The following is an 18,445-nucleotide window of genomic DNA, read 5'->3' as shown; positions in this document are numbered from 1 at the left end:
AGGGCTTGCTTGCGCTTCAACCGCGTTTGCTACTATTATACTTTATTTCTAACAAAAGAGTTCGATGCGCGCAGCACTGAGTCAGCAAAAACCTAAATATCCGCAGGCGTGGGATGACATTAGCCAAGGGCAACTTATCAAAGAAGAGTTGACGCTTGCTTGTGAGCCTCTTGTAGCGCGTATTTTCGGCTATCATTTTGTTCGATTAGGCTCATTGAGTAGCAGCATTCCACTCAACAACTCGCCAATTAAGCATATTGTTAACCTGACGGAACCAGAATCATCATTTTCTGATGTACGCGGCGTATCAAGCGACTTGCCTCTGCAAAATTCTTCAGTGGACGGTTTTTTATTAGCCGCTGAATTAGACTTTGCCCAAGATCCTCATCAAATCCTTCGAGAGGTAGACCGCGCTATCACAGCCAATGGGCAAGTGATTATTGCCGGTTTTAATCCTTTCAGCGTTGCCGGTATATTAAAATACTTCCCCGTTAACAAAGGAAATTTGTTGCATCAAGGACGTTTTTTTACGGCAAATAGGATCAAAGATTGGTTACAACTGCTAGGCTTCGAAATTATTGAGACTGAATACATTATGTATTCGTCATTGTTCGCAGGGAAGCGCTGGCATCAAGGGTCACGCTTGCAGTCATTTTGTAAGCGTTATTTACCGATGCTCAGTTCAATGTACGTTATTGTTGCACGAAAACGAGAAATTCCATTGTCGACCATCAAACCCAAATGGAAAGTCAAGAAACCACGCTTTGCCACTGCTAACGCGAGGGTGGGGCACTCAAAAGTGAGAACCCGCTAATTCCTTGTCGCGTTTAACGTTGTTAAGCTTGCTATTTAACTTTCATTCCTGGCTGAGCGCCTTCATGAGGTTCTAAAATAAACAAGTCACTCCCGCCAGGGCCAGCGGCAAGCACCATACCTTCTGACATGCCAAAGCGCATTTTTCGGGGCGCGAGGTTAGCCACCATTACAGTGAGTTTACCTTCGAGGTCTTGCGGTTGATAAGCTGACTTAATACCCGCAAATACTTGTTTTGTCTCGCCACCCAAATCTAACTCTAAGCGCAGCAGTTTATCGGCTTTTTCAACATGTTCAGCTTTAGCAATGCGAGCAACGCGTAAGTCTACCTTCGCAAAATCGTCAAAACTGATGGTCTCACCAATAGGATCGCGCTCGAGTGGGCTTACATTTGAATCTTCGCCGCCTTGTTCGTTGTTTGCTTTGCTAGCTTTTTTTGTATTGCTAACGTCAGCCTTGGGCGCCAAGCTTTCCTTTGAATCCGCGATAATGGCATTTACTTTGTCCATCTCAACACGCTGTAGCAAAGCTTTAAACTTGTTAATTGGCTTGCCAGTAAGCACTTCTTGAGCGCTTTCCCATGTAAATTCGTCATTAAGAAAAGCTTGCGCTTGTGCAGATAATTTCGGCATTACCGGTGTGAGGTAAATCACTAATACGCGAAACATATGAATGCCAAGAGAGCAAACATCGTGAGTGAGAGCTTGTTTATCTTCGTCTTTCACTGTCACCCATGGCGCTTGTGTGTCGATATATTGATTTGCTTTGTCGGCAAGGGCCATTATGTCGCGTATGGCTTTGTGATAATGACGTGCTTCGATATCTTGTGCTATCCCTTCGCTGGCATCTTGAAATTCTTTAAGAAGCTCAGGGTTTTCAATGCTATCAGAAAGCTTGCCGTCGAAGCGCTTCGTAATGAAACCAGCGCATCTCGATGCAATGTTGACGACCTTGCCGACTAAGTCTGAATTAACTTTTTGTACGAAATCTTCAAAGTTAAGGTCGATGTCGGTCACGCTATCATTAAGCTTTGAGGCGAAGTAGTAGCGCAAATACTCTGGATTTAAATGCTCGAGGTAAGTACGCGCTTTTATAAAGGTGCCAGTCGATTTAGACATTTTGGCTCCATTTACCGTCACAAAACCGTGAATATTTACACCAGTAGGCTTTCTAAAGCCGGCTCCCTCCAACATTGCAGGCCAAAACAGGCAATGGAAGTAGGTAATATCTTTGCCAATAAAGTGGTAAAGCTCGGTATCAGTATCTTGAGCCCAAAAGGGAGTATCATCTATGTCATTAGCGTTACAGAAGTTTTTAAAACTTGCCATGTAGCCAACCGGAGCATCAACCCACACGTAGAAAAACTTATTGGGTGCGCCAGGTATTTCAAATCCAAAATAAGGGGCATCTCGGCTAATGTCCCATTGTTGAAGCCCTTGCTCAAACCACTCTTCTAGCTTGTTTGCCATCTCATTTTTGATGGCGCCTGAGCGTATCCACTCTTTTAGCATGCCCTCAAACTTAGGCAAATCGAAGAAAAAGTGCTCAGAGTCTTTCAATATAGGCGTAGCACCAGATACTACTGAACGAGGGTTTTTAACTTCTGTCGGGCTATAGGTTGCACTACATACATCGCAGTTATCACCATTTTGGTTTTCAGCGCCACAACTTGGGCAGTCGCCCTTCACGAAACGATCAGGAAGAAACATTTCTTTTTCTGGATCGTAAAGCTGACTTATGGTTTTCTTACTAATATAGCCAGCATCATTGAGTCGATTGTAAACTAACTCACAAAGTTCTTTGTTTTCTTCCGAGTGAGTCACATAATAGTTGTTGTAATCAACATGAAAATCGAGCAAATCTTGGTGATGTTCAGCGCGAGTCTGTGCCACCATTTGCTCAGGTGTAATACCCAACTCCTGTGCTTTTAACATTACCGGTGTACCATGTGCATCGTCGGCACAAACGCTGTAACATTCGTGCCCGCGCATGCGTTGGAAACGTGTCCAAATGTCGGTTTGAATGTGCTCTAGTAAGTGGCCCAGATGAATAGAACCATTTGCATAGGGTAAGGCGCTGGTAACAAGTATGCGACGTTTTGAGGTCGCGCTAGCAAGAGTAGAAGACATAGTAAGTAGTACAGAATCCGCAAATATTAAATAATGCGCAGATGGTAGCCCAAACAAGGGCGTTTTGCATTACGAAATTCAGCGCTTTTAGCAGATTTATCACGTATCTAATAACAACTAGTTAAGCCCCTTGGAGTGTTCGGTGTTATTTTCAAAATCAAAACTAGAAAGAAATAGCGAAATTCAACAGCATATCTTGGATTTTTTTAATATTACTGAGCTAACTATTAATCCTGATGCGGTGGTTGCATTGGCGTCTTCAAAGCTGCTCGAAAAGGGCAAAAAGCAGATAGTAGAAATTAGTTTAGGTTTCGTCGCAAATTCCTCGCTGGACGAGCTTACCAACAACTTGGTAGATAAGATGCCGGTATTGCGTAATTGCGAATTTAAATACACTTACAATGTGCCAATAACAGCAGCAAAAGCAACGCCGATACCGAACGTAAAGAATGTTATCGCAGTATCGTCGGGTAAAGGAGGCGTGGGTAAATCTGCGACAAGCGTTAATCTTGCATATGCCTTGCAAGCTGAAGGAGCAAGAGTTGGGATATTGGATGCAGATATATACGGCCCATCCGTACCTATCATGCTGGGTAACCCAGAAGCACATCCGCAAAGTGAAGATAACCGAACTATGTATCCAATTAATGTTGATGGTGTGGTGGCAAACTCAATTGGCTATTTGGTCGACAGTGGTAGCGCAGCAATCTGGCGAGGCCCCATGGCAACCAAGGCGCTCAAGCAGTTGATATATGAAACAAAGTGGCCATTGCTCGATTATTTGATTGTTGACTTACCACCGGGTACAGGCGATATACACCTTACTCTCGCCCAACAGGTGCCTTTGAGTGCGGCAGTGATAGTTACGACGCCACAAACCATTGCGACTGCTGATGCTAAAAAAGGCATTGCTATGTTTGAGAAATTAAACATTCCGGTGTTAGGGATTGTTGAAAACATGAGCTACTTTGAATGTGCTTGTGGCGAAAAGTCTTATCCCTTTTCTCAAGGTGGTTCACAGGTCTTGGCTAAAGAACATAACTGTGATGTATTAGCTGAATTACCCTTGAGCAAGCTAATTCGAGAACATGCTGATGCAGGTAAACCCTTAATAATCGCTCAACCAGATCAGATCATAAGTAGGGTCTATCAACAGGTAGCGCAAAAGGTCAGTGTGAAAGTAGGCAGCGAACTTCCGTTGCATACCGTAGTCAGCCGACATTCAGGTGATAAGCCTGAGTTAGTTATACCTATTGTTAACCAGTAACACATTTAAGCTATTGCATGGTATCGCATCAACAAGCATAATTCGGCCTAACTTAGTGGCAATCGAGACTTTACTAGCTTTGTTTTTGTATTGTTTCAGCTTGATAAACTCAACCACCGACACCTATTTTTAGCTCAAGGAAAATAACAAATGCGTTTATGCGATAAAGATATTTATAAATATCTTCAACAGGGAAAGATAGTCATTGAGCCTTCACCAAGCTATGAGCAGATTAGTGGGGTTACTGTCGATGTCAGGTTGAGCAACAAGTTTCGAGTGTTTCAGGATCATGCCGCACCTTACATTGATCTCAGTGGCCCAAAAGAAGACGTTCAAAAGGCACTTGATTCGGTGATGAGCGATGAAATAAGCATAGAGAATGATGATTCATTTTATTTGCATCCTGGCGAACTCGCGATTGCCGTAACGCACGAGTCAATTACCCTTCCCGATAACATAGTTGGATGGTTAGACGGTCGCTCGTCGCTGGCGCGCTTAGGTTTGATGGTTCATGTAACTGCACACCGCATTGACCCAGGTTGGTCGGGCCAAATCGTACTAGAATTTTTTAATAGTGGTAAATTACCGCTTGCGTTAAAACCCCTCATGAAAATCGGTGCTATTAGTTTTGAAGTTCTTAGTGGTTCAGCCGAAAAACCCTACAATGCTAGACTAGACGCTAAATATAAAGGCCAAATAGGTGCCATCGCGAGTCGGATAAGTGCTGACGAGAAAAGCAAATAAAGCGTATAACGCAGTAGGTATATGATTTGAGTAGTACTAAACACAAGTTATCAAGTATCGTACAAATAAAGCAGTTATCGATGCACAGCTTAGGTTTAACTACTCAGCAAATTAACGATGTTGAAATCAAACTCTTGTCGTCGATTTCTAAACTACTCTACCTCACTCAACCTTTTAATTTCTTAAATGCTTTATTGCTAGCCTTCCTGTTTCAAGATTTCACTAACTCACAAGTGTTAAACAGTGCAGTGTCATTTCTGTGCGCAATATCAGTATGTTGGTTAATATGGTCGGAGTACTTTTGGCGGAATAACCGCAGTTATATCTCCAACGTGGTCGCCATGCGAATACACTCCATATTCTCGTTTTCGGTTTCCGCAGGCTTCAGCTTTCTGGTCTATTATTTATTTCCAAGCGCTAGTGAGGAAGGGCGTTTACTGCTCGTTGCACTTATTACAGGTATGATTTGCGGTGGTGCATTTGCTCTGTGTATGGTGCCAAGAGCGGCGTTTTTCTGGGTTGTTCCCTTGTCGGTAACATCAATACATGTTGGATTTACGTTAGATGACTTCACATTTAGCGTGATATTAAGTCTTATCACATTGTTTTACGCCGGTCTGGTTGCCACGATTACGCTAAATTTGCATAAAACCTACTTACTGCGAATTGCTGCTGAAAACAAAGCAACTATGCAAAAAATCCAAGCCGAAACACAAAAGCAAACCATGAGTGTGCTGATGAGTGATTTCGAAAATCACGTGAGTGATTGGCTTTGGGAGCTTGACGAGCATGGAAAGCTATCTCATCTCCCCACAAAAGTAATGCAAGCGGTTAACATTTCCGAAGAAGAACTTTCCACACTTGATTTACCTGGCCTATTACTTAGCCATTTTCACTGCTCTGAACATCAATATCAAAAACGTATTGAGAGAATAACGAGTGCGATTAAAAATACTGAAGAGTTCTCAGCAATCGTACTACCTTTATATGTTGAAGATGAAATTGTATGGATGTCGCTTTCGGGTAAACCATTGCGAGCCAAAAATCATATTATTGGATGGCGAGGCGTGTGCAAAGATGTGACCTCGGAGTTCACGCACAAAGCCGAAATAGAGAAGCTAGCAAAAACCGACTTACTTACTGGCTTGCCCAACCGTTTTCAGTTTAATTCGTATGCTACTCGCTTTGAGTCAGGAGCCATTCCCTTTATGATCATGATGATCGATCTTGATAACTTCAAGGAGGTAAACGATGTATTTGGTCACCACGAGGGCGACAAACTACTTCAACTACTAGCATCAAGACTTGAGAAAATGTTGAAACCGAAAGAGATGATCGCGCGCCTTGGTGGTGACGAGTTCATTTTACTCAGTACAGAGCTTAAACAAGCAAGTAGAAGAGCATCGCAAATTCTCGAATGTTTTCAAAGCCCCGTAAAGCTAACAAATAGCCGAATTGAAGTTAGGGCAAGTATTGGCGTGAGCATAGCACCACAACATGGGGTTGCTTTGAATGATCTCGTTAAGAAAGCCGACATTGCAATGTATGCAGCTAAAGCAAGTGGTAAAGGGCAGTTTGCGATATTTGATGCTGAGATTGAAGAGCAGAATAACAAACGTATTGAAATGATGTCTGATTTAAAGCTGGCGGTGAAGGAAAAGCAGTTCTTTGTTGAATATCAACCGCAGATAGACAGTTTTGAAGGGAAGGTTACTGGCTTAGAAGCGCTGGTAAGATGGGAACATCCAGTTAGAGGACGGATTTCACCTGCAGACTTCATCGAGTTGGCGGAAGAAACCGGGCATATCATTGCAATTGGCAAGTATGTTTTAGAGCAAGCCTGTCGAGACGCGCTGAGTTGGCCGTCGGATGTAAAAGTATGTGTGAATGTATCGGGCGTACAGTTTTTAAAAGAAGACTTTCTCGATATGGTAACAGAGACGCTAAATACTACGGGCTTACCAGCTGCTCGTTTGGAGCTAGAAGTTACAGAGTCAGCAATAATAGAAAATATTGTTGAAGTGAACAGCAAGTTAAAACAACTTAAGAAGCAAGGTGTTGGCATCGCGCTGGATGATTTTGGCACCGGTTTCTCTTCTTTGTCTTATCTTCAGCAGTTATCAATTGATAATTTAAAGATTGATCGCTCGTTTATTTCTGAGTTAGACACTGAAGCGGGTGAGGCAAGGTCAAGTGCGATTGTCGATGTTATTCTCAAACTAGCAAAAGGCTTGGCGCTGACAGTCACAATAGAAGGGGTCGAAACGCAAAGCCAGTTAGAAAAAGTGAATTTATTAGGTGGCTACACTATTCAAGGCTTCTACTTTTCCAAGCCCCTTTGCGTTGATGATGTACCTGCTTTTGTCGAGGGCTTTGTGCTTGACGAAGCCGATGAGTTGAAACAAAAAGCATAAATTTTGTGCGGCCAGTGCTCGCAAACACTGATTTTAAAAGAAATTGCTGGCTTTTTTATTCTTGGCAAATATAATGCGCACTTCGGTCGGTGTGTGGCGCAGCTTGGTAGCGCACTGTCATGGGGTGTCAGGGGTCGGAGGTTCGAATCCTCTCACACCGACCAATTCTAAACAGCTCGACGTTTTGCCCCAAGACGAATAGGTTAGTTGTGCGATTCACTCACCGTGACTCGATTACGACCATTAGCCTTTGAAGTATAAAGTGCTTTGTCGGCTTTAGAAATGAGCTCAGTATAATCGTCTTTCTCTGAGCTAGAGTATGCCACGCCGAAGCTGCATGTGATCTCGATGCCATCTATTGTCAAGGCTTCAATTTTTTTACGCATATCTTCAGCAACTTTTTCTGCCTGCTCAGGCTCAAGGCTTTGAAGCGCGATACAAAATTCTTCTCCGCCGAAGCGAGCAACAATGTCATTTTTACGAGTTCTGGCTTTCAAGGTTTTTCCTACCTCAACTAATACCATGTCGCCAGCATCGTGTCCGTAATTATCATTTACAGCCTTGAAGTAATCGATGTCGGCCATAATAATTGCATAGTTTACGTTTGCATTGTGTTCGGCATCAACGTCTTTTAGCGCGTTAAAAAATCCTCTGCGATTGAGGCAGGATGTTAAGGCATCATAGTTTGCTAAATAGTGTAGCTTTTTATTTGCTCGGCGTGACGCAATGAACACTCGATAGATATAAATAGCAAAACACAAACAGATTAATACCATGGTGGCTAAAAAGAAGCTAGCGTAGCGGTTCTTGGTAAGCTCTAACTCTGATATCAGATTTGCTTGCTGAATGATCTCTATTTCAGAGGTTTTTTGGGCTAGAGATAGGCGGTCAATCTCTGCTTTCTCTCTAAGTGAATCGAGCTCGTTTTCGATAATGTGCACTTCTAGCTCAGCTTTTGCTGAAGCAAGTTTGTTTTTTTCATTCTCTGCATAAATTGCTTTTCGTACCTTGATAAGGCTTTTTGCTGTGCTAAGAGCATCTCGATATTGTTCTCGAGCTTCAAAAATACGCATGATTGAGTCAAGTAAACGGACCTGCTCACTTTTAAAGTCAGCTTTTTTAGAAATGACTAAGGCTTCTGAATAAATATCGAGAGCCTTACTCGCATCGGTTTTCTTTACATGATGGCCAAGCTTTTCCAAGACTTTCACTTTGTCCTTTAAGCGATTGGCCTGGTCCGCCAACGCTAGCGCTTCATTAAAGCTCTGAAGGGCTTCATCGGCCTCGTTTTTAAGTGAATGTAATTCTGCTATGGTGCGAGCCGTCACAATTGCTTTATTGACGCTATTGAGTTCTAAAAATATGACATGTGCCTTGTTTGCAAGCATGAGGGCTTTATCGTAGTTTTTATCGGCTAACTCCAGTTTTGCCAATTCTCGAAAAGCGGTAGCGCGAACTGTCGGTTCTATGCTGTCATCTGGCAAGAACGCCGATGATTCATAAATTGCTCTGGCCTCGGAGAATTTTCCTAATTTTTTGTACAATAAGCCCATTTGATTTTGGCTATTGGCGATTTGGTTTTTGTTGTCTAATTCTGTGTAAAGGCTTACAGCAAGATCTAAATAGATTAGAGAAGTATCCAGTCTGTTTAATTGACGATAAGTCGACCCAATTAATACCATCAGCTCCGCATGATCCTCGGGTTGTTCGATACTTTTATGTACTTCTAGCCCTTGAAAAGCGTAATCTAGTGAGCGACTTAAATTGTTTTGCTTAGCCTCAATTTGAGCAAGGTTCTTTAGCGTGACGGCAATATGAATGGGGTCGGCAACTTCACGCCTAAGATGAAGCGCTTTTTCATGATAAGAGATGGCTTCCTTCCAATTTTTCGCTTGTTTTTGAACTTGTCCTAGTTCGTGAAAAATACTCGATTTTAAAGCAAGGTAATTGGGTGTTGTTTTGGTTAGCAGTTCCATTGCTTGGTAATAGAGCGTTTTTGCGTCTTCATATCGCTGGTCGTAATAGGCTTCTTTTCCTCGCGAATGAAGGTCATCAGCATATGCTAAGTTTTCATCAAACTCAGCATGCTGAGTTTGAGTTGGTATTGCTTCACTTTCCTGATAGCTCTGTCCTACAAGGCTACTTTGGTCCGATGACGAATCAACAGCGATACTTTGGAACGATGGTGTTACGACGCTGGCAACAATAACAAGGCTAATAAAAAGCTTCAATTTTGAGCAAATGCCCCCCAAATGAGTCCGCGGCATAGCACGAACTCGATGTCCTCGTTGGACAGAATCAGGGTACGATTTTGTTTCCACACTATGCCTCTTTACTGCACATGCCTTTGCCAGCATTCACTGTTACCTAACTGCGCATTAGTATACGTTTAATTGATAAACGCTAAGGTGTTACGCTCAATACTATTGTATCGTCTCTTGGCCATTAAACTTGATATTTGATGTGCTTAGATGAGCGTTTTCGCTAGGGCCTTTAAAGACTCAAACATAACAAATCACTTGGGTCAGTGCTGCAATGTCATGTTTCAAGGCATTTTTTCGTAAGCGACACGCCAAAAATGTGAATAGCAGCCAAACATAGACAAATCCCTTCATCTCAACCTATACTAAAGTCGTAAATGCCATGAAAACTAAAAACACCGAGGGCTAGGTTATAGTCAATTTTCTGTTAGACGGGCGGTGGTCGCGACTTTTTCTGCCAGTATCGTTATTGTTCGTGCTTATATTAGTGTCACTATTGACCCTATATTTTAGGTTGGAAATAACACAAAGCGTTAATGATGCGACCTATTCAGAGATAAACCAGTCGGCGAATGTTGCTCGCGAGAGAGTCGCAACTGAACTCGACTCTTATCGTCGGCACTTGTTATTTTTACAGTCTTCATCCAGCGTTACAGCCTTTAGTAATCAAAACGACCATTCAATTAACGGCGATATGGTTATAGAAGGAACAAGGCTAAACGCTAAGCTCGAGCAAGCGCGCGAACATGTACAGAAGTCGTTCATTGCCTTGATGCGGCAACAAGAAGCGATAGACCAATTACGACTCCTCAGTGCCGATAGTGGAAAGGAGCTGGTGAAAGTTGATAGAATGAGCGGCGGATTGAGAGTCGTTGAAGAGCAAGATCTGCAGATAAAAAATAACCGCGACTATTTTCTGGAAACGAAAGCCTTAGCACCCAATGACTTTTATATCTCTGAAATTACCTTAAACCGTGAATTTGGTGAAATTGAATATCCTATCACGCCGACTATTCGCCTTGCAGCCCAAGTGAGAGGAAGTTACTCAGAAGCTAAGCTGCTACTCGTAATGAATGTACATGCCGATGCTATGTTTGATGCTATGCGCCAAGCAGTTGATAAGCGATACGACGTTTATCTGCTGAATAAAAAACAAGAGTACCTATACCACCCCATTAGTGAAATTGCTTTTGGACATGAACTTGGCATAAAGCGAAACCTCAATACCGACTTTGACCTTGATGTTAATCACGATAAACAGTTTTCTTTGTTACTTCCTAAAAATAGCAATCTTGAATCTGCCTTGTTTCTGCAAAGAGAGATAGCGCTTAAGAGCAAACAAAGTAACAAAGACCTCACGCTCTTAGTCTCGCTGCCTGAAAAAGACCTTCAAGAGATACTTAATGAGCGATATAGCTTATTGCTCATTCTGACAGCAATTGGGGTTGTTATTTTAGTCATGCTATTGATATTTTTTAATATATTCATTCGCCGGAAAGATGAGCTACTGAGCAGTCAGTCTGAATACAAGGCGATTATTGATGGCACCCAAGATGCCATTATATCTGTCGATGCGAACGGCGAAGTTGCTTCTATAAACCGTGCGGCCATGCAACTATTTGGCTTACAAGGTGGAGATTTTCAGGGTGTAAAATTCGATTCTTTGCCAATTAACATCAGCATTAACCTTGATAGCATATTTGCGGAAGTCCAAAAATCAAAATTGTCGGTGCAGCAATTTTTGACTTATAAGACGAGACTCTCTGACATCGAGCTTCAATTACTCGCCACGCCTATTTCTATAGGTTCAGACAAGATTGCCGGTGTCGCATTGGTGTTGCGTGACATCACGGTGCATAAAGAAGCTGAAAAGAAGATAAAAGAAAGTAATATTCAGTTAGAAAAGCAAGTTGAGAAGCGAACTCATGAACTGAAGATTGCGCTTGACTCGGCGCAGGACGCAAGTCGAACTAAAAGCGCATTTATTTCTAGTGTAAGCCATGAAATGCGCACACCACTTAACGGTATTTTGGGTAGTTTGGAGCTAATTAAAAATGAGGGCTTAAGCGAAAACCAATTGAGCTACCTAAACCTCACTGATATCAGCATCCAAAATTTGATCAATCTTGTTAACGACATACTCGATTTGTCAAAAATTGAGGCAGGTAAATTAGAATTCCGAGAACAAGCCATTGATCTAGTGCAGATAGTTGAAGAGACGGTTGCAATATTTCAACCGATTGCCTATGAAAAAGGACTTAGCTTGCTCGTTGACTTATCAAAGCTGAGCCATCAAGGGGCTTTTGGTGATGCGTACAGGGTAAAACAAGTACTCAATAATTTGTTAAGTAATGCGAGCAAGTTTACTCATAAAGGCAGCATCACGATCAGCCCGTCGACGGTTTTAAAGAACGACAAATTGCAATTCACATGCTCAGTCAAGGATACTGGTATCGGCATCGCTAAGCATCGACAAAAGGATATTTTTAGAGCCTTTGAGCAAGAGGACGTCAATACCTCCCACACTTACGGTGGTACTGGGCTTGGTCTGTCGATAACCCAGCAACTATGCCATTTAATGAATGGTAATGTGAGTCTTGTATCCCAAGAAGGTAAGGGAAGTGAATTTGTTTTTTCAGTAGAATTAAAACAGCGAAAAATATCACTTCATAATAGCGAAACTCAGCTATTTAATAGCCTAAAGGTTGCGCTGTTATTGAATAATCACGATGAGTACAGCTTGGTAGCGAAAAACATAAGTGCTTTTGGAGGGCAGGTGTGTAACTCGCTTAACGACGAGGGTGTCAATATGGTCATCGTCGAAGACCATTACCCTAACGCCAGTCTTATTCGCCAACAGTACGAAGCTGAATTAAGTGAATCTATATGTTGGGTGGAGTACGGGAAACTGAGCCGAAGCCCTAATATCAATATTGCAGGTAGAAATGCGGTGATCGCCAAACCCTTTGCAATATTAAGCTTGTTACCAATTATGTCAGCTTTATTTCCAAACAACCAGAATGTACGAGAAAGGATCAATTCGTTAGAAAGCTTAGTGGAAAGCATTGATCTTGATGAGGCAGAACTAAAACCCGGTCGCATATTGGTGGTTGATGACAATGAAATTAACTTGGCTATTTTACGTGGTATGCTCGAGGACACCGCACTTACGGTGTTTACGGCAAAGAACGGACAAGAAGCATTAGCCTTCCTCAAAAAAGCACATAAGTCTGGTCTAACAATCGATCTGATACTGCTCGATTGTAATATGCCTGTAATGGATGGCTTTGAGTGCACTAGACGCATAAGAGACGGTGAGGCGGGCGAAACGAACAAGGACATACATATTATCGCGGCAACCGCTGATGCAATGCTCGGTGACCGTGAAAAATGCCTAGCCGCGGGCATGAATGATTACTTAGCGAAACCCATCACCAGAAATACCCTTATCTCTCGAATAGTGCAAAAGATGAACTAATTGCTTCAAAACTACTAGCGAGAGCTTGTTATTAATGTCATTATTTGTTTATTAATGCATATATATTCTATTTAAAACAAGAAGATAAATTTGGATACTACACTTAGCACAAGCGCTGTCGAGATCATTCAACTTGCCTTGGCACCTATATTTCTAATAGTCGGTATTGGTCAGATGGTTAACGTTGCGACCGGACGCGTCGCCCGCGTAATCGACAGAGCGAGGTGGTTTGAAGAAGAAGCTAGAAAAAACGCTTCACGTATTGATCAGAAAGCACTGAAAGAAATCTCAACCCTCAATAAGCGTATGAGGCTTGCTAACTGGTCGATCAATTTCCTCATAGCGTCTGCTTTAATCATCTGTATTGATGTTATCCTACTGATGGTAAACGGCTTAGTAAGCACCAGTCTAGATGTCACTATTCTTGTTATGTTCATGCTAAGTATGATGTTTTTAACAGGGGGAATAATCGCGTTCTTTTTGGAAGTAAGCCTTGCAACAGCAACCCTGAAAATAAGCTCGAGTCGTCTGAAGTCTGATACATAGCGTTGAATGTTCGAACTATGCTAGGTTAAAATGGCAACTGACTTTATTTGAAGCCATACCGTCATTTGCTCCTTCAATTTAAGATCATTAATAGATTTTCGCGTTACTTTAGCCACTAGACTAGAGTCACTACCAGTTACATCAGCCTTGATGATGAGTGATGCTTTATTGTCGTCAATATCTATTTTCCTAATAACAGCAGCGAGTTTGTTAATGATGGAGTTGCTTTGCTCTTCTTTCAATGCAACGCTGACGTCGCTGGCATGTATCCTAAGTCTTAGCTCGTCTCCTATAGCTTGACCTGTGTCTTCAATGAAAAGGCTGAAACCATTTGCGCTAACTTCAAGCAAGTGCCACTGTTGATGCCTGCTAATAATCTTTGCATCAACAATAGAGCTGGTTTCATGCGCATAATTCAAGGGTAAATTATTGACAGAAAACACTTCATTGATTGGCGCATTCCTCACCACCTTTCCTTGCTCCATGATGAGGACATGACTAGCGATTTTTGTTATTTCATCCGTTGAATGACTGACATAAACGATGGGAATATTAAATTGTCGCTGAATACAGAGTAGATAGGGTAATATTTCTCTCTTTCTAGCTGCGTCGAGCGATGCTAGTGGTTCATCCATTAACAATAGCTGTGGTCTAATTAACAAGGCACGAGCAATGGCGACACGTTGACGCTCTCCACCACTTAAGTTGATGCTATCGCGCCGCTCCAAATGAGCAATACCCAATGTCGTAATAACGTCGGTGTAATAGATGTTGTCGACTTTTGTGTGGCTACGTTTCACTGCGAAGGCGAGGTTTTGTTTAACCGTCATGTGTGAGAATAGTTGAGCATCTTGGAACACGAAACCCGTTTTACGTTGATGAGCAGGTAAATAAAAGTCATCGTTTTGCCATATTTCAGAGTTGACAATTACGTGCCCCCTTACGTCTTTTTCAAGGCCGGCAATGCAGCGTAATAATGTAGTTTTCCCACAACCCGATTCACCTAACACTGCCGTGATGCCTTGCGATGGAAGTTGAATATCCACTGCTAAACTGAATGATGGAAGCTTATTTTGATTCAAACGTGTAAGTGTTTGTTTTATATTTAGATTTGTATTGCTCATCTTAGCGGCCCACTGAGAATATGGCGCTTTTGGATTGTTGCTGGAGAGTGTATAAGCTCAACAAAACAAGTAAGGAGAATATAAGCATGACTGCCGACAGCGTGTGGGCACCCGTGTAATTGAGTGCTTCAACATTATCGTATATTTGAATTGATACGACTTTGGTTTCCTTTGGTATATTGCCTCCTATCATTAATACGATACCAAATTCTCCCACTGTGTGCGCGAAACCAAGTACAGCTGCGCTCAGGAAGCCTGGTTTGGCTAGGGGTAAAACAATATAAATAAAGGTAGACAACGGTGTACTGTGTAAAGTGGCGGCTGCTTCAATTGGTTTCGTGCCAATTGCTTCAATAGCGTTTTGAATAGGTTGTACTACAAAAGGTAAGGAATAGAAAAGTGAGCCGAGCACTAAGCCCCAAAAGCTGAAAGGAAGTAAGCCTATGCCAAGCGACTGGCTTAGCTCTCCAATCGGCCCGTTTGGACCCATTGCAATCAATAAATAAAAACCTATGACCGTTGGTGGCAGAATCAAAGGCATCGCGACAAGCGCGCTTACAGGCGCCTTCAACCATGATTGTGTTCGGGCCAGCCAGTAGGCAAGTGGGGTGCATAGCAGCAAGAGTATAAAGGTAACGGTGCTGGCCAGTTTTAATGTAAGGATAATGGCGTCGATATCACTGTCAGACAAAAACATTCACACTCTTTCCTTGTAGTTAGCTGGGGCTTGGTTATTTATCTTGTATCGTTGTTTATCTTGTATCGTTACTTATCTTATATCGTATTTTATTCTGTATCGTAATCAAATGATTGTATGATTTTTTTCGCATCATTGCTTTGTAAATACTCAAAAAAAGCCATGGCGCTTTTATTGTTCATAGCTCTTTTAAGCAATACCGCATCTTGTCTTATTGCTGGGTGAAGTGTTTGATCAATAGTCGAAAAAGCGCCTTGTTTTGGTAATTGACTCTTCGCGATGAAACCAATCTCGGCGTTGCCGCTTGCAACAAACTGATAAGCTTGTGAAATACTCTCTCCTAGAACCCACTTAGGCCGCGACTTTTCCTTTATCGCCAGTTTGTCTAATACTGCCACTGCTGCCTGTCCGTAGGGAGCAAATTTTGGGTTTGCCAAGGCCAGTTTACTGTATTGATTTGATTGTAAACGCTCAATAGGTGACTCATGGCCCACGGTATTTGACCAAAGTACAAGCTTGCCAATGGCATACGTTATGTGGAAGTTTGAATGAATGAGTTGTTTTTCTGCTAACTGCTTGGGCTTTTCTTGGTCTGCCGATAAAAATACGTCGAAGGGAGCGCCATGTATAATTTGAGCGTATATCTTTCCAGACGAAGCGTAAGAAATAGTGAGAGTGTGCCCTGATTTATTTTCAAAATCTTGGGCTAATAAAGTCATTGGCTTTATAAAGTTACTAGCAACTGCAATATGGGCATGTTGGCGCTTAATGTCGGTGCCATGCGCATGGTTAACAGAGCCATTGACAATCATAGCTGCGACAAGCACGCACAACTGAGTAAAACATCGCATAGTGTTAGTTAGTGCTAAGACAGGCATTCGCTACCAATAGATGATAAAGCTTAGGTTAATGATATATCGGATAATACACCTGTAACTTAGTTGAGTCACTTGCTAGGCGAATTCTTATTGAGGCGCAGAACTCAATAATCACCAGTCAGCTTGTCTAGCTTCTCTGCCAACGTGTTCAAGGTTTCTGTCTCATCGGCTATCTCATGCACTCTATCGGCATTCGCCGCTGAGTTCTGACGTATTTCACCCATATGGCTATTGATCTCATCAATCGATTTTGATTGATGGTTAATACTGGTAGCAACGTTGGCACTACTTTCACTTATTTGCTTGAACAAGCCCCTATTTTTGCTTGCGATTTCTTGGGCGTTAGTAATGCTAACTGATGATGTCGTTGATTGCTCCACAATTTGCGTAATTTCGTTGGTTGCGCTAGCCGATGATTGTTTCAAGATATCCATAATACCTTGTATTTCTTGAGTGGAGTCGGCTGTTCTCTTAGCAAGCGTACGCACCTCGTCAGCGACAACCGCAAAGCCTCGGCCTTGCTCTCCAGCTCGCGCTGCTTCAATGGCCGCATTTAACGCTAATAGATTGGTTTGGTCAGAAATAGCTTGAATAGTAGATAAAGCTCCGGCAATAGTTTCGGTGTTTGTGGTAAGTGAGCCTATCACGGTCGACACGTGCCCAATTTTTGATGCAAGCTGTTCGATATCGCTTTTCGAGCTGTCGATAATCGTGCGCATTTGGCTACCGTTTTCAGCGACTTGTTGTGACACTTTATTTGCTTCTTCGGCACTCGCTGAGGCCTGCGAAATATTAGCTCTCACTACGTCCAGTTCCGACGCTATTTGCTCAGTTCTTTGCGCCTCGGATTGCACATTTTCCATGGTGTTAAGAGAGTCAGTCCTGAGTATATTGGCAATGTCCCGCAACTCTTGGCTATTGCCTCTTACTTCAGAAAATACTCTTTCTAATTTCGCGACAAATTCATTATAGCCCTTAGCCACTTCAATCACCTCTTTTTGACCCGAAACGCGCATGCGATATGACAGGTTAGCATTACCGTTGCCCAGCCGCTGAAATAGTGAGGCAAGGTGAATAAAGGGTTTTGTAATTGCACTCGAGACAAAGTAGGCAAGCGCTGCGCCGAGTATGGTGATAATCAGCGACCACAGAATTATCGTCCACTTGCTTTTATTTACCTCAGCAAAAACCTCATGTTCTGGTACTTGGGCAATGATGTGCCAATTCATGCTTGGGATATATGCCGACACAATAATAACGCTTTCGCCGTTGAATTCTGACCTGACTACATTGTAAGACTTGTTATCAAGCAAGCCATTGGCAGTGTCAGACGAATACATGGCAGTGAGTGATGAATAATTGCTTAGTTGCGGATGGCTTTTAAGCGGAATATTACCATCTTGATCAACTAAATAAACGAAGCCAGTTTCTTCTACAGCAAAGGTCTTGAGCATATCGACAACAGTATTGAAAGACTTTGCTGTGCCTGATAAGCCCCGACCATTGCGTTGTTGATAATTTACGAACAGGTCCGTTTTACCAGTATTAGGATCGCTGTAGACACTCACCGAATTTTCTTTACCGCTGCCTACATAAGCAAAAAACCAACCGTCGGCATTGTCATTCTGCAAGACCCTTAAAAAACCATCTTGATTCCAATATCGCGCGCTTTTCTTGTCAGCGAAGGAGGTGCTCGATAGCTCATTCTCTGTAGCAATGGACGCTAGCTTTTGAATGAGCTTTTGTTCACCGTTTGAATCGAAACCGTCCTCGGCCCATGAGAGAATAAAAGGATCGCTAGCGATGTTCCGTGCAATAATTTGCATTTTGCTTATGTCGGCGTCTATTTCATTGGCGATCTTAGCTACCGTGGTTGGTAGTTCGATTTTCAAAGCCCGTTCAGAAATCTCGCTCTTTGCAGTAAAAATGCCAATGCTACCAACCGAGGTGGCTGTAAAAATAATAAGAAAGCAAATTAACACAATGAGTTTTTGACGAATCGACGCATTCAGCATTTAGACAGGCCTTAATAAATTAAATACTGTGTATGTATCGGCAGGAAGTGCCGTAGCACTAGTAAAAAAGTATCCAAGT

At 42.4% G+C, this 18,445-nt stretch carries 12 protein-coding genes and 1 tRNA gene; 7 read left to right on the top strand and 6 right to left on the bottom strand.

Annotated features, from left to right (window positions below; translation table 11 throughout):
* Nucleotides 1-64: 64 nt before the first annotated feature.
* Nucleotides 65-814, top strand: a complete 750-nt coding sequence (locus ISG33_RS06765) for a methyltransferase domain-containing protein (protein ID WP_195732721.1) — start codon at nucleotides 65-67, stop codon at nucleotides 812-814.
* A gap of 31 nt (nucleotides 815-845) precedes the next feature.
* Here ISG33_RS06765 and metG read toward each other — a convergent pair whose 3' ends face one another.
* Complete coding sequence (metG, locus tag ISG33_RS06760; protein WP_195732720.1) at nucleotides 846-2,942, bottom strand: methionine--tRNA ligase; 2,097 nt, start codon at nucleotides 2,940-2,942, stop codon at nucleotides 846-848.
* A gap of 142 nt (nucleotides 2,943-3,084) precedes the next feature.
* On the opposite strand from metG, the gene apbC reads away from it, so the two are divergent.
* The 4 genes from apbC to ISG33_RS06740 all read left to right on the top strand — a co-directional run bounded on the left by apbC (nucleotide 3,085) and on the right by ISG33_RS06740 (nucleotide 7,531).
* Complete coding sequence (apbC, locus tag ISG33_RS06755; RefSeq protein ID WP_195732719.1) at nucleotides 3,085-4,209, top strand: iron-sulfur cluster carrier protein ApbC; 1,125 nt, start codon at nucleotides 3,085-3,087, stop codon at nucleotides 4,207-4,209.
* Nucleotides 4,210-4,359: 150 nt separating this feature from the next.
* On the top strand, nucleotides 4,360-4,953 hold the full coding sequence (gene dcd, locus ISG33_RS06750) for a dCTP deaminase (RefSeq protein WP_195732718.1): 594 nt from the start codon (nucleotides 4,360-4,362) through the stop codon (nucleotides 4,951-4,953).
* Nucleotides 4,954-4,979: 26 nt separating this feature from the next.
* A complete protein-coding gene (locus ISG33_RS06745) occupies nucleotides 4,980-7,367 on the top strand; it encodes a putative bifunctional diguanylate cyclase/phosphodiesterase (protein ID WP_195732717.1) in 2,388 nt (795 codons plus the stop codon).
* 87 nt (nucleotides 7,368-7,454) lie between these two features.
* Nucleotides 7,455-7,531 (top strand) — tRNA-Pro (locus ISG33_RS06740).
* A gap of 39 nt (nucleotides 7,532-7,570) precedes the next feature.
* On the opposite strand, the gene ISG33_RS06735 is transcribed toward ISG33_RS06740, so the two are convergent.
* Nucleotides 7,571-9,688 (bottom strand): tetratricopeptide repeat-containing diguanylate cyclase, encoded by a 2,118-nt coding sequence (locus ISG33_RS06735; RefSeq protein WP_195732716.1) that lies wholly within the window; start codon nucleotides 9,686-9,688, stop codon nucleotides 7,571-7,573.
* A 436-nt stretch (nucleotides 9,689-10,124) separates the two neighbouring features.
* Here ISG33_RS06735 and ISG33_RS06730 point away from each other — a divergent pair, with 436 nt between their 5' ends.
* Nucleotides 10,125-13,106: a response regulator gene (locus ISG33_RS06730; protein ID WP_195732715.1), complete on the top strand. Its 2,982-nt coding sequence runs from the start codon at nucleotides 10,125-10,127 to the stop codon at nucleotides 13,104-13,106.
* 90 nt (nucleotides 13,107-13,196) lie between these two features.
* Nucleotides 13,197-13,652 carry a DUF2721 domain-containing protein gene (locus tag ISG33_RS06725; protein ID WP_195732714.1) on the top strand — a complete coding sequence of 152 codons (456 nt, stop codon included), beginning with the start codon at nucleotides 13,197-13,199 and terminating at the stop codon, nucleotides 13,650-13,652.
* A 20-nt stretch (nucleotides 13,653-13,672) separates the two neighbouring features.
* On the opposite strand, the gene modC is transcribed toward ISG33_RS06725, so the two are convergent.
* From modC to ISG33_RS06705, 4 genes are all read right to left on the bottom strand, one after another.
* Nucleotides 13,673-14,776 carry a molybdenum ABC transporter ATP-binding protein gene (gene modC / locus ISG33_RS06720; RefSeq protein WP_195732713.1) on the bottom strand — a complete coding sequence of 368 codons (1,104 nt, stop codon included), beginning with the start codon at nucleotides 14,774-14,776 and terminating at the stop codon, nucleotides 13,673-13,675.
* A gap of 1 nt (nucleotide 14,777) precedes the next feature.
* Complete coding sequence (gene modB, locus ISG33_RS06715) at nucleotides 14,778-15,473, bottom strand: molybdate ABC transporter permease subunit (RefSeq protein WP_195732712.1); 696 nt, start codon at nucleotides 15,471-15,473, stop codon at nucleotides 14,778-14,780.
* An 89-nt stretch (nucleotides 15,474-15,562) separates the two neighbouring features.
* On the bottom strand, nucleotides 15,563-16,285 hold the full coding sequence (modA, locus tag ISG33_RS06710; protein ID WP_195732711.1) for a molybdate ABC transporter substrate-binding protein: 723 nt from the start codon (nucleotides 16,283-16,285) through the stop codon (nucleotides 15,563-15,565).
* 170 nt (nucleotides 16,286-16,455) lie between these two features.
* Nucleotides 16,456-18,366 (bottom strand): methyl-accepting chemotaxis protein, encoded by a 1,911-nt coding sequence (locus ISG33_RS06705; RefSeq protein ID WP_195732710.1) that lies wholly within the window; start codon nucleotides 18,364-18,366, stop codon nucleotides 16,456-16,458.
* Between the last annotated feature and the right edge of the window lie 79 nt (nucleotides 18,367-18,445).

The organism is Marinibium conchae, from assembly GCF_015595035.1.
Taxonomy (GTDB): domain Bacteria; phylum Pseudomonadota; class Gammaproteobacteria; order Enterobacterales; family Alteromonadaceae; genus Glaciecola.
This window is presented reverse-complemented; position numbering and strand designations above follow the sequence as displayed.

What these genes read in the sequence shown, in the direction of transcription:
- metG (WP_195732720.1), bottom strand. Translation starts at nt 2,942, where the DNA reads ATGTCTTCTACTCTTGCTAGCGCGACCTCAAAACGTCGCATACTTGTT.
- modC (WP_195732713.1), bottom strand. Translation starts at nt 14,776, where the DNA reads ATGAGCAATACAAATCTAAATATAAAACAAACACTTACACGTTTGAAT.
- modB (WP_195732712.1), bottom strand. Translation starts at nt 15,473, where the DNA reads ATGTTTTTGTCTGACAGTGATATCGACGCCATTATCCTTACATTAAAA.
- dcd (WP_195732718.1), top strand. Translation starts at nt 4,360, where the DNA reads ATGCGTTTATGCGATAAAGATATTTATAAATATCTTCAACAGGGAAAG.
- ISG33_RS06705 (WP_195732710.1), bottom strand. Translation starts at nt 18,366, where the DNA reads ATGCTGAATGCGTCGATTCGTCAAAAACTCATTGTGTTAATTTGCTTT.
- modA (WP_195732711.1), bottom strand. Translation starts at nt 16,285, where the DNA reads ATGATTGTCAATGGCTCTGTTAACCATGCGCATGGCACCGACATTAAG.
- ISG33_RS06765 (WP_195732721.1), top strand. Translation starts at nt 65, where the DNA reads ATGCGCGCAGCACTGAGTCAGCAAAAACCTAAATATCCGCAGGCGTGG.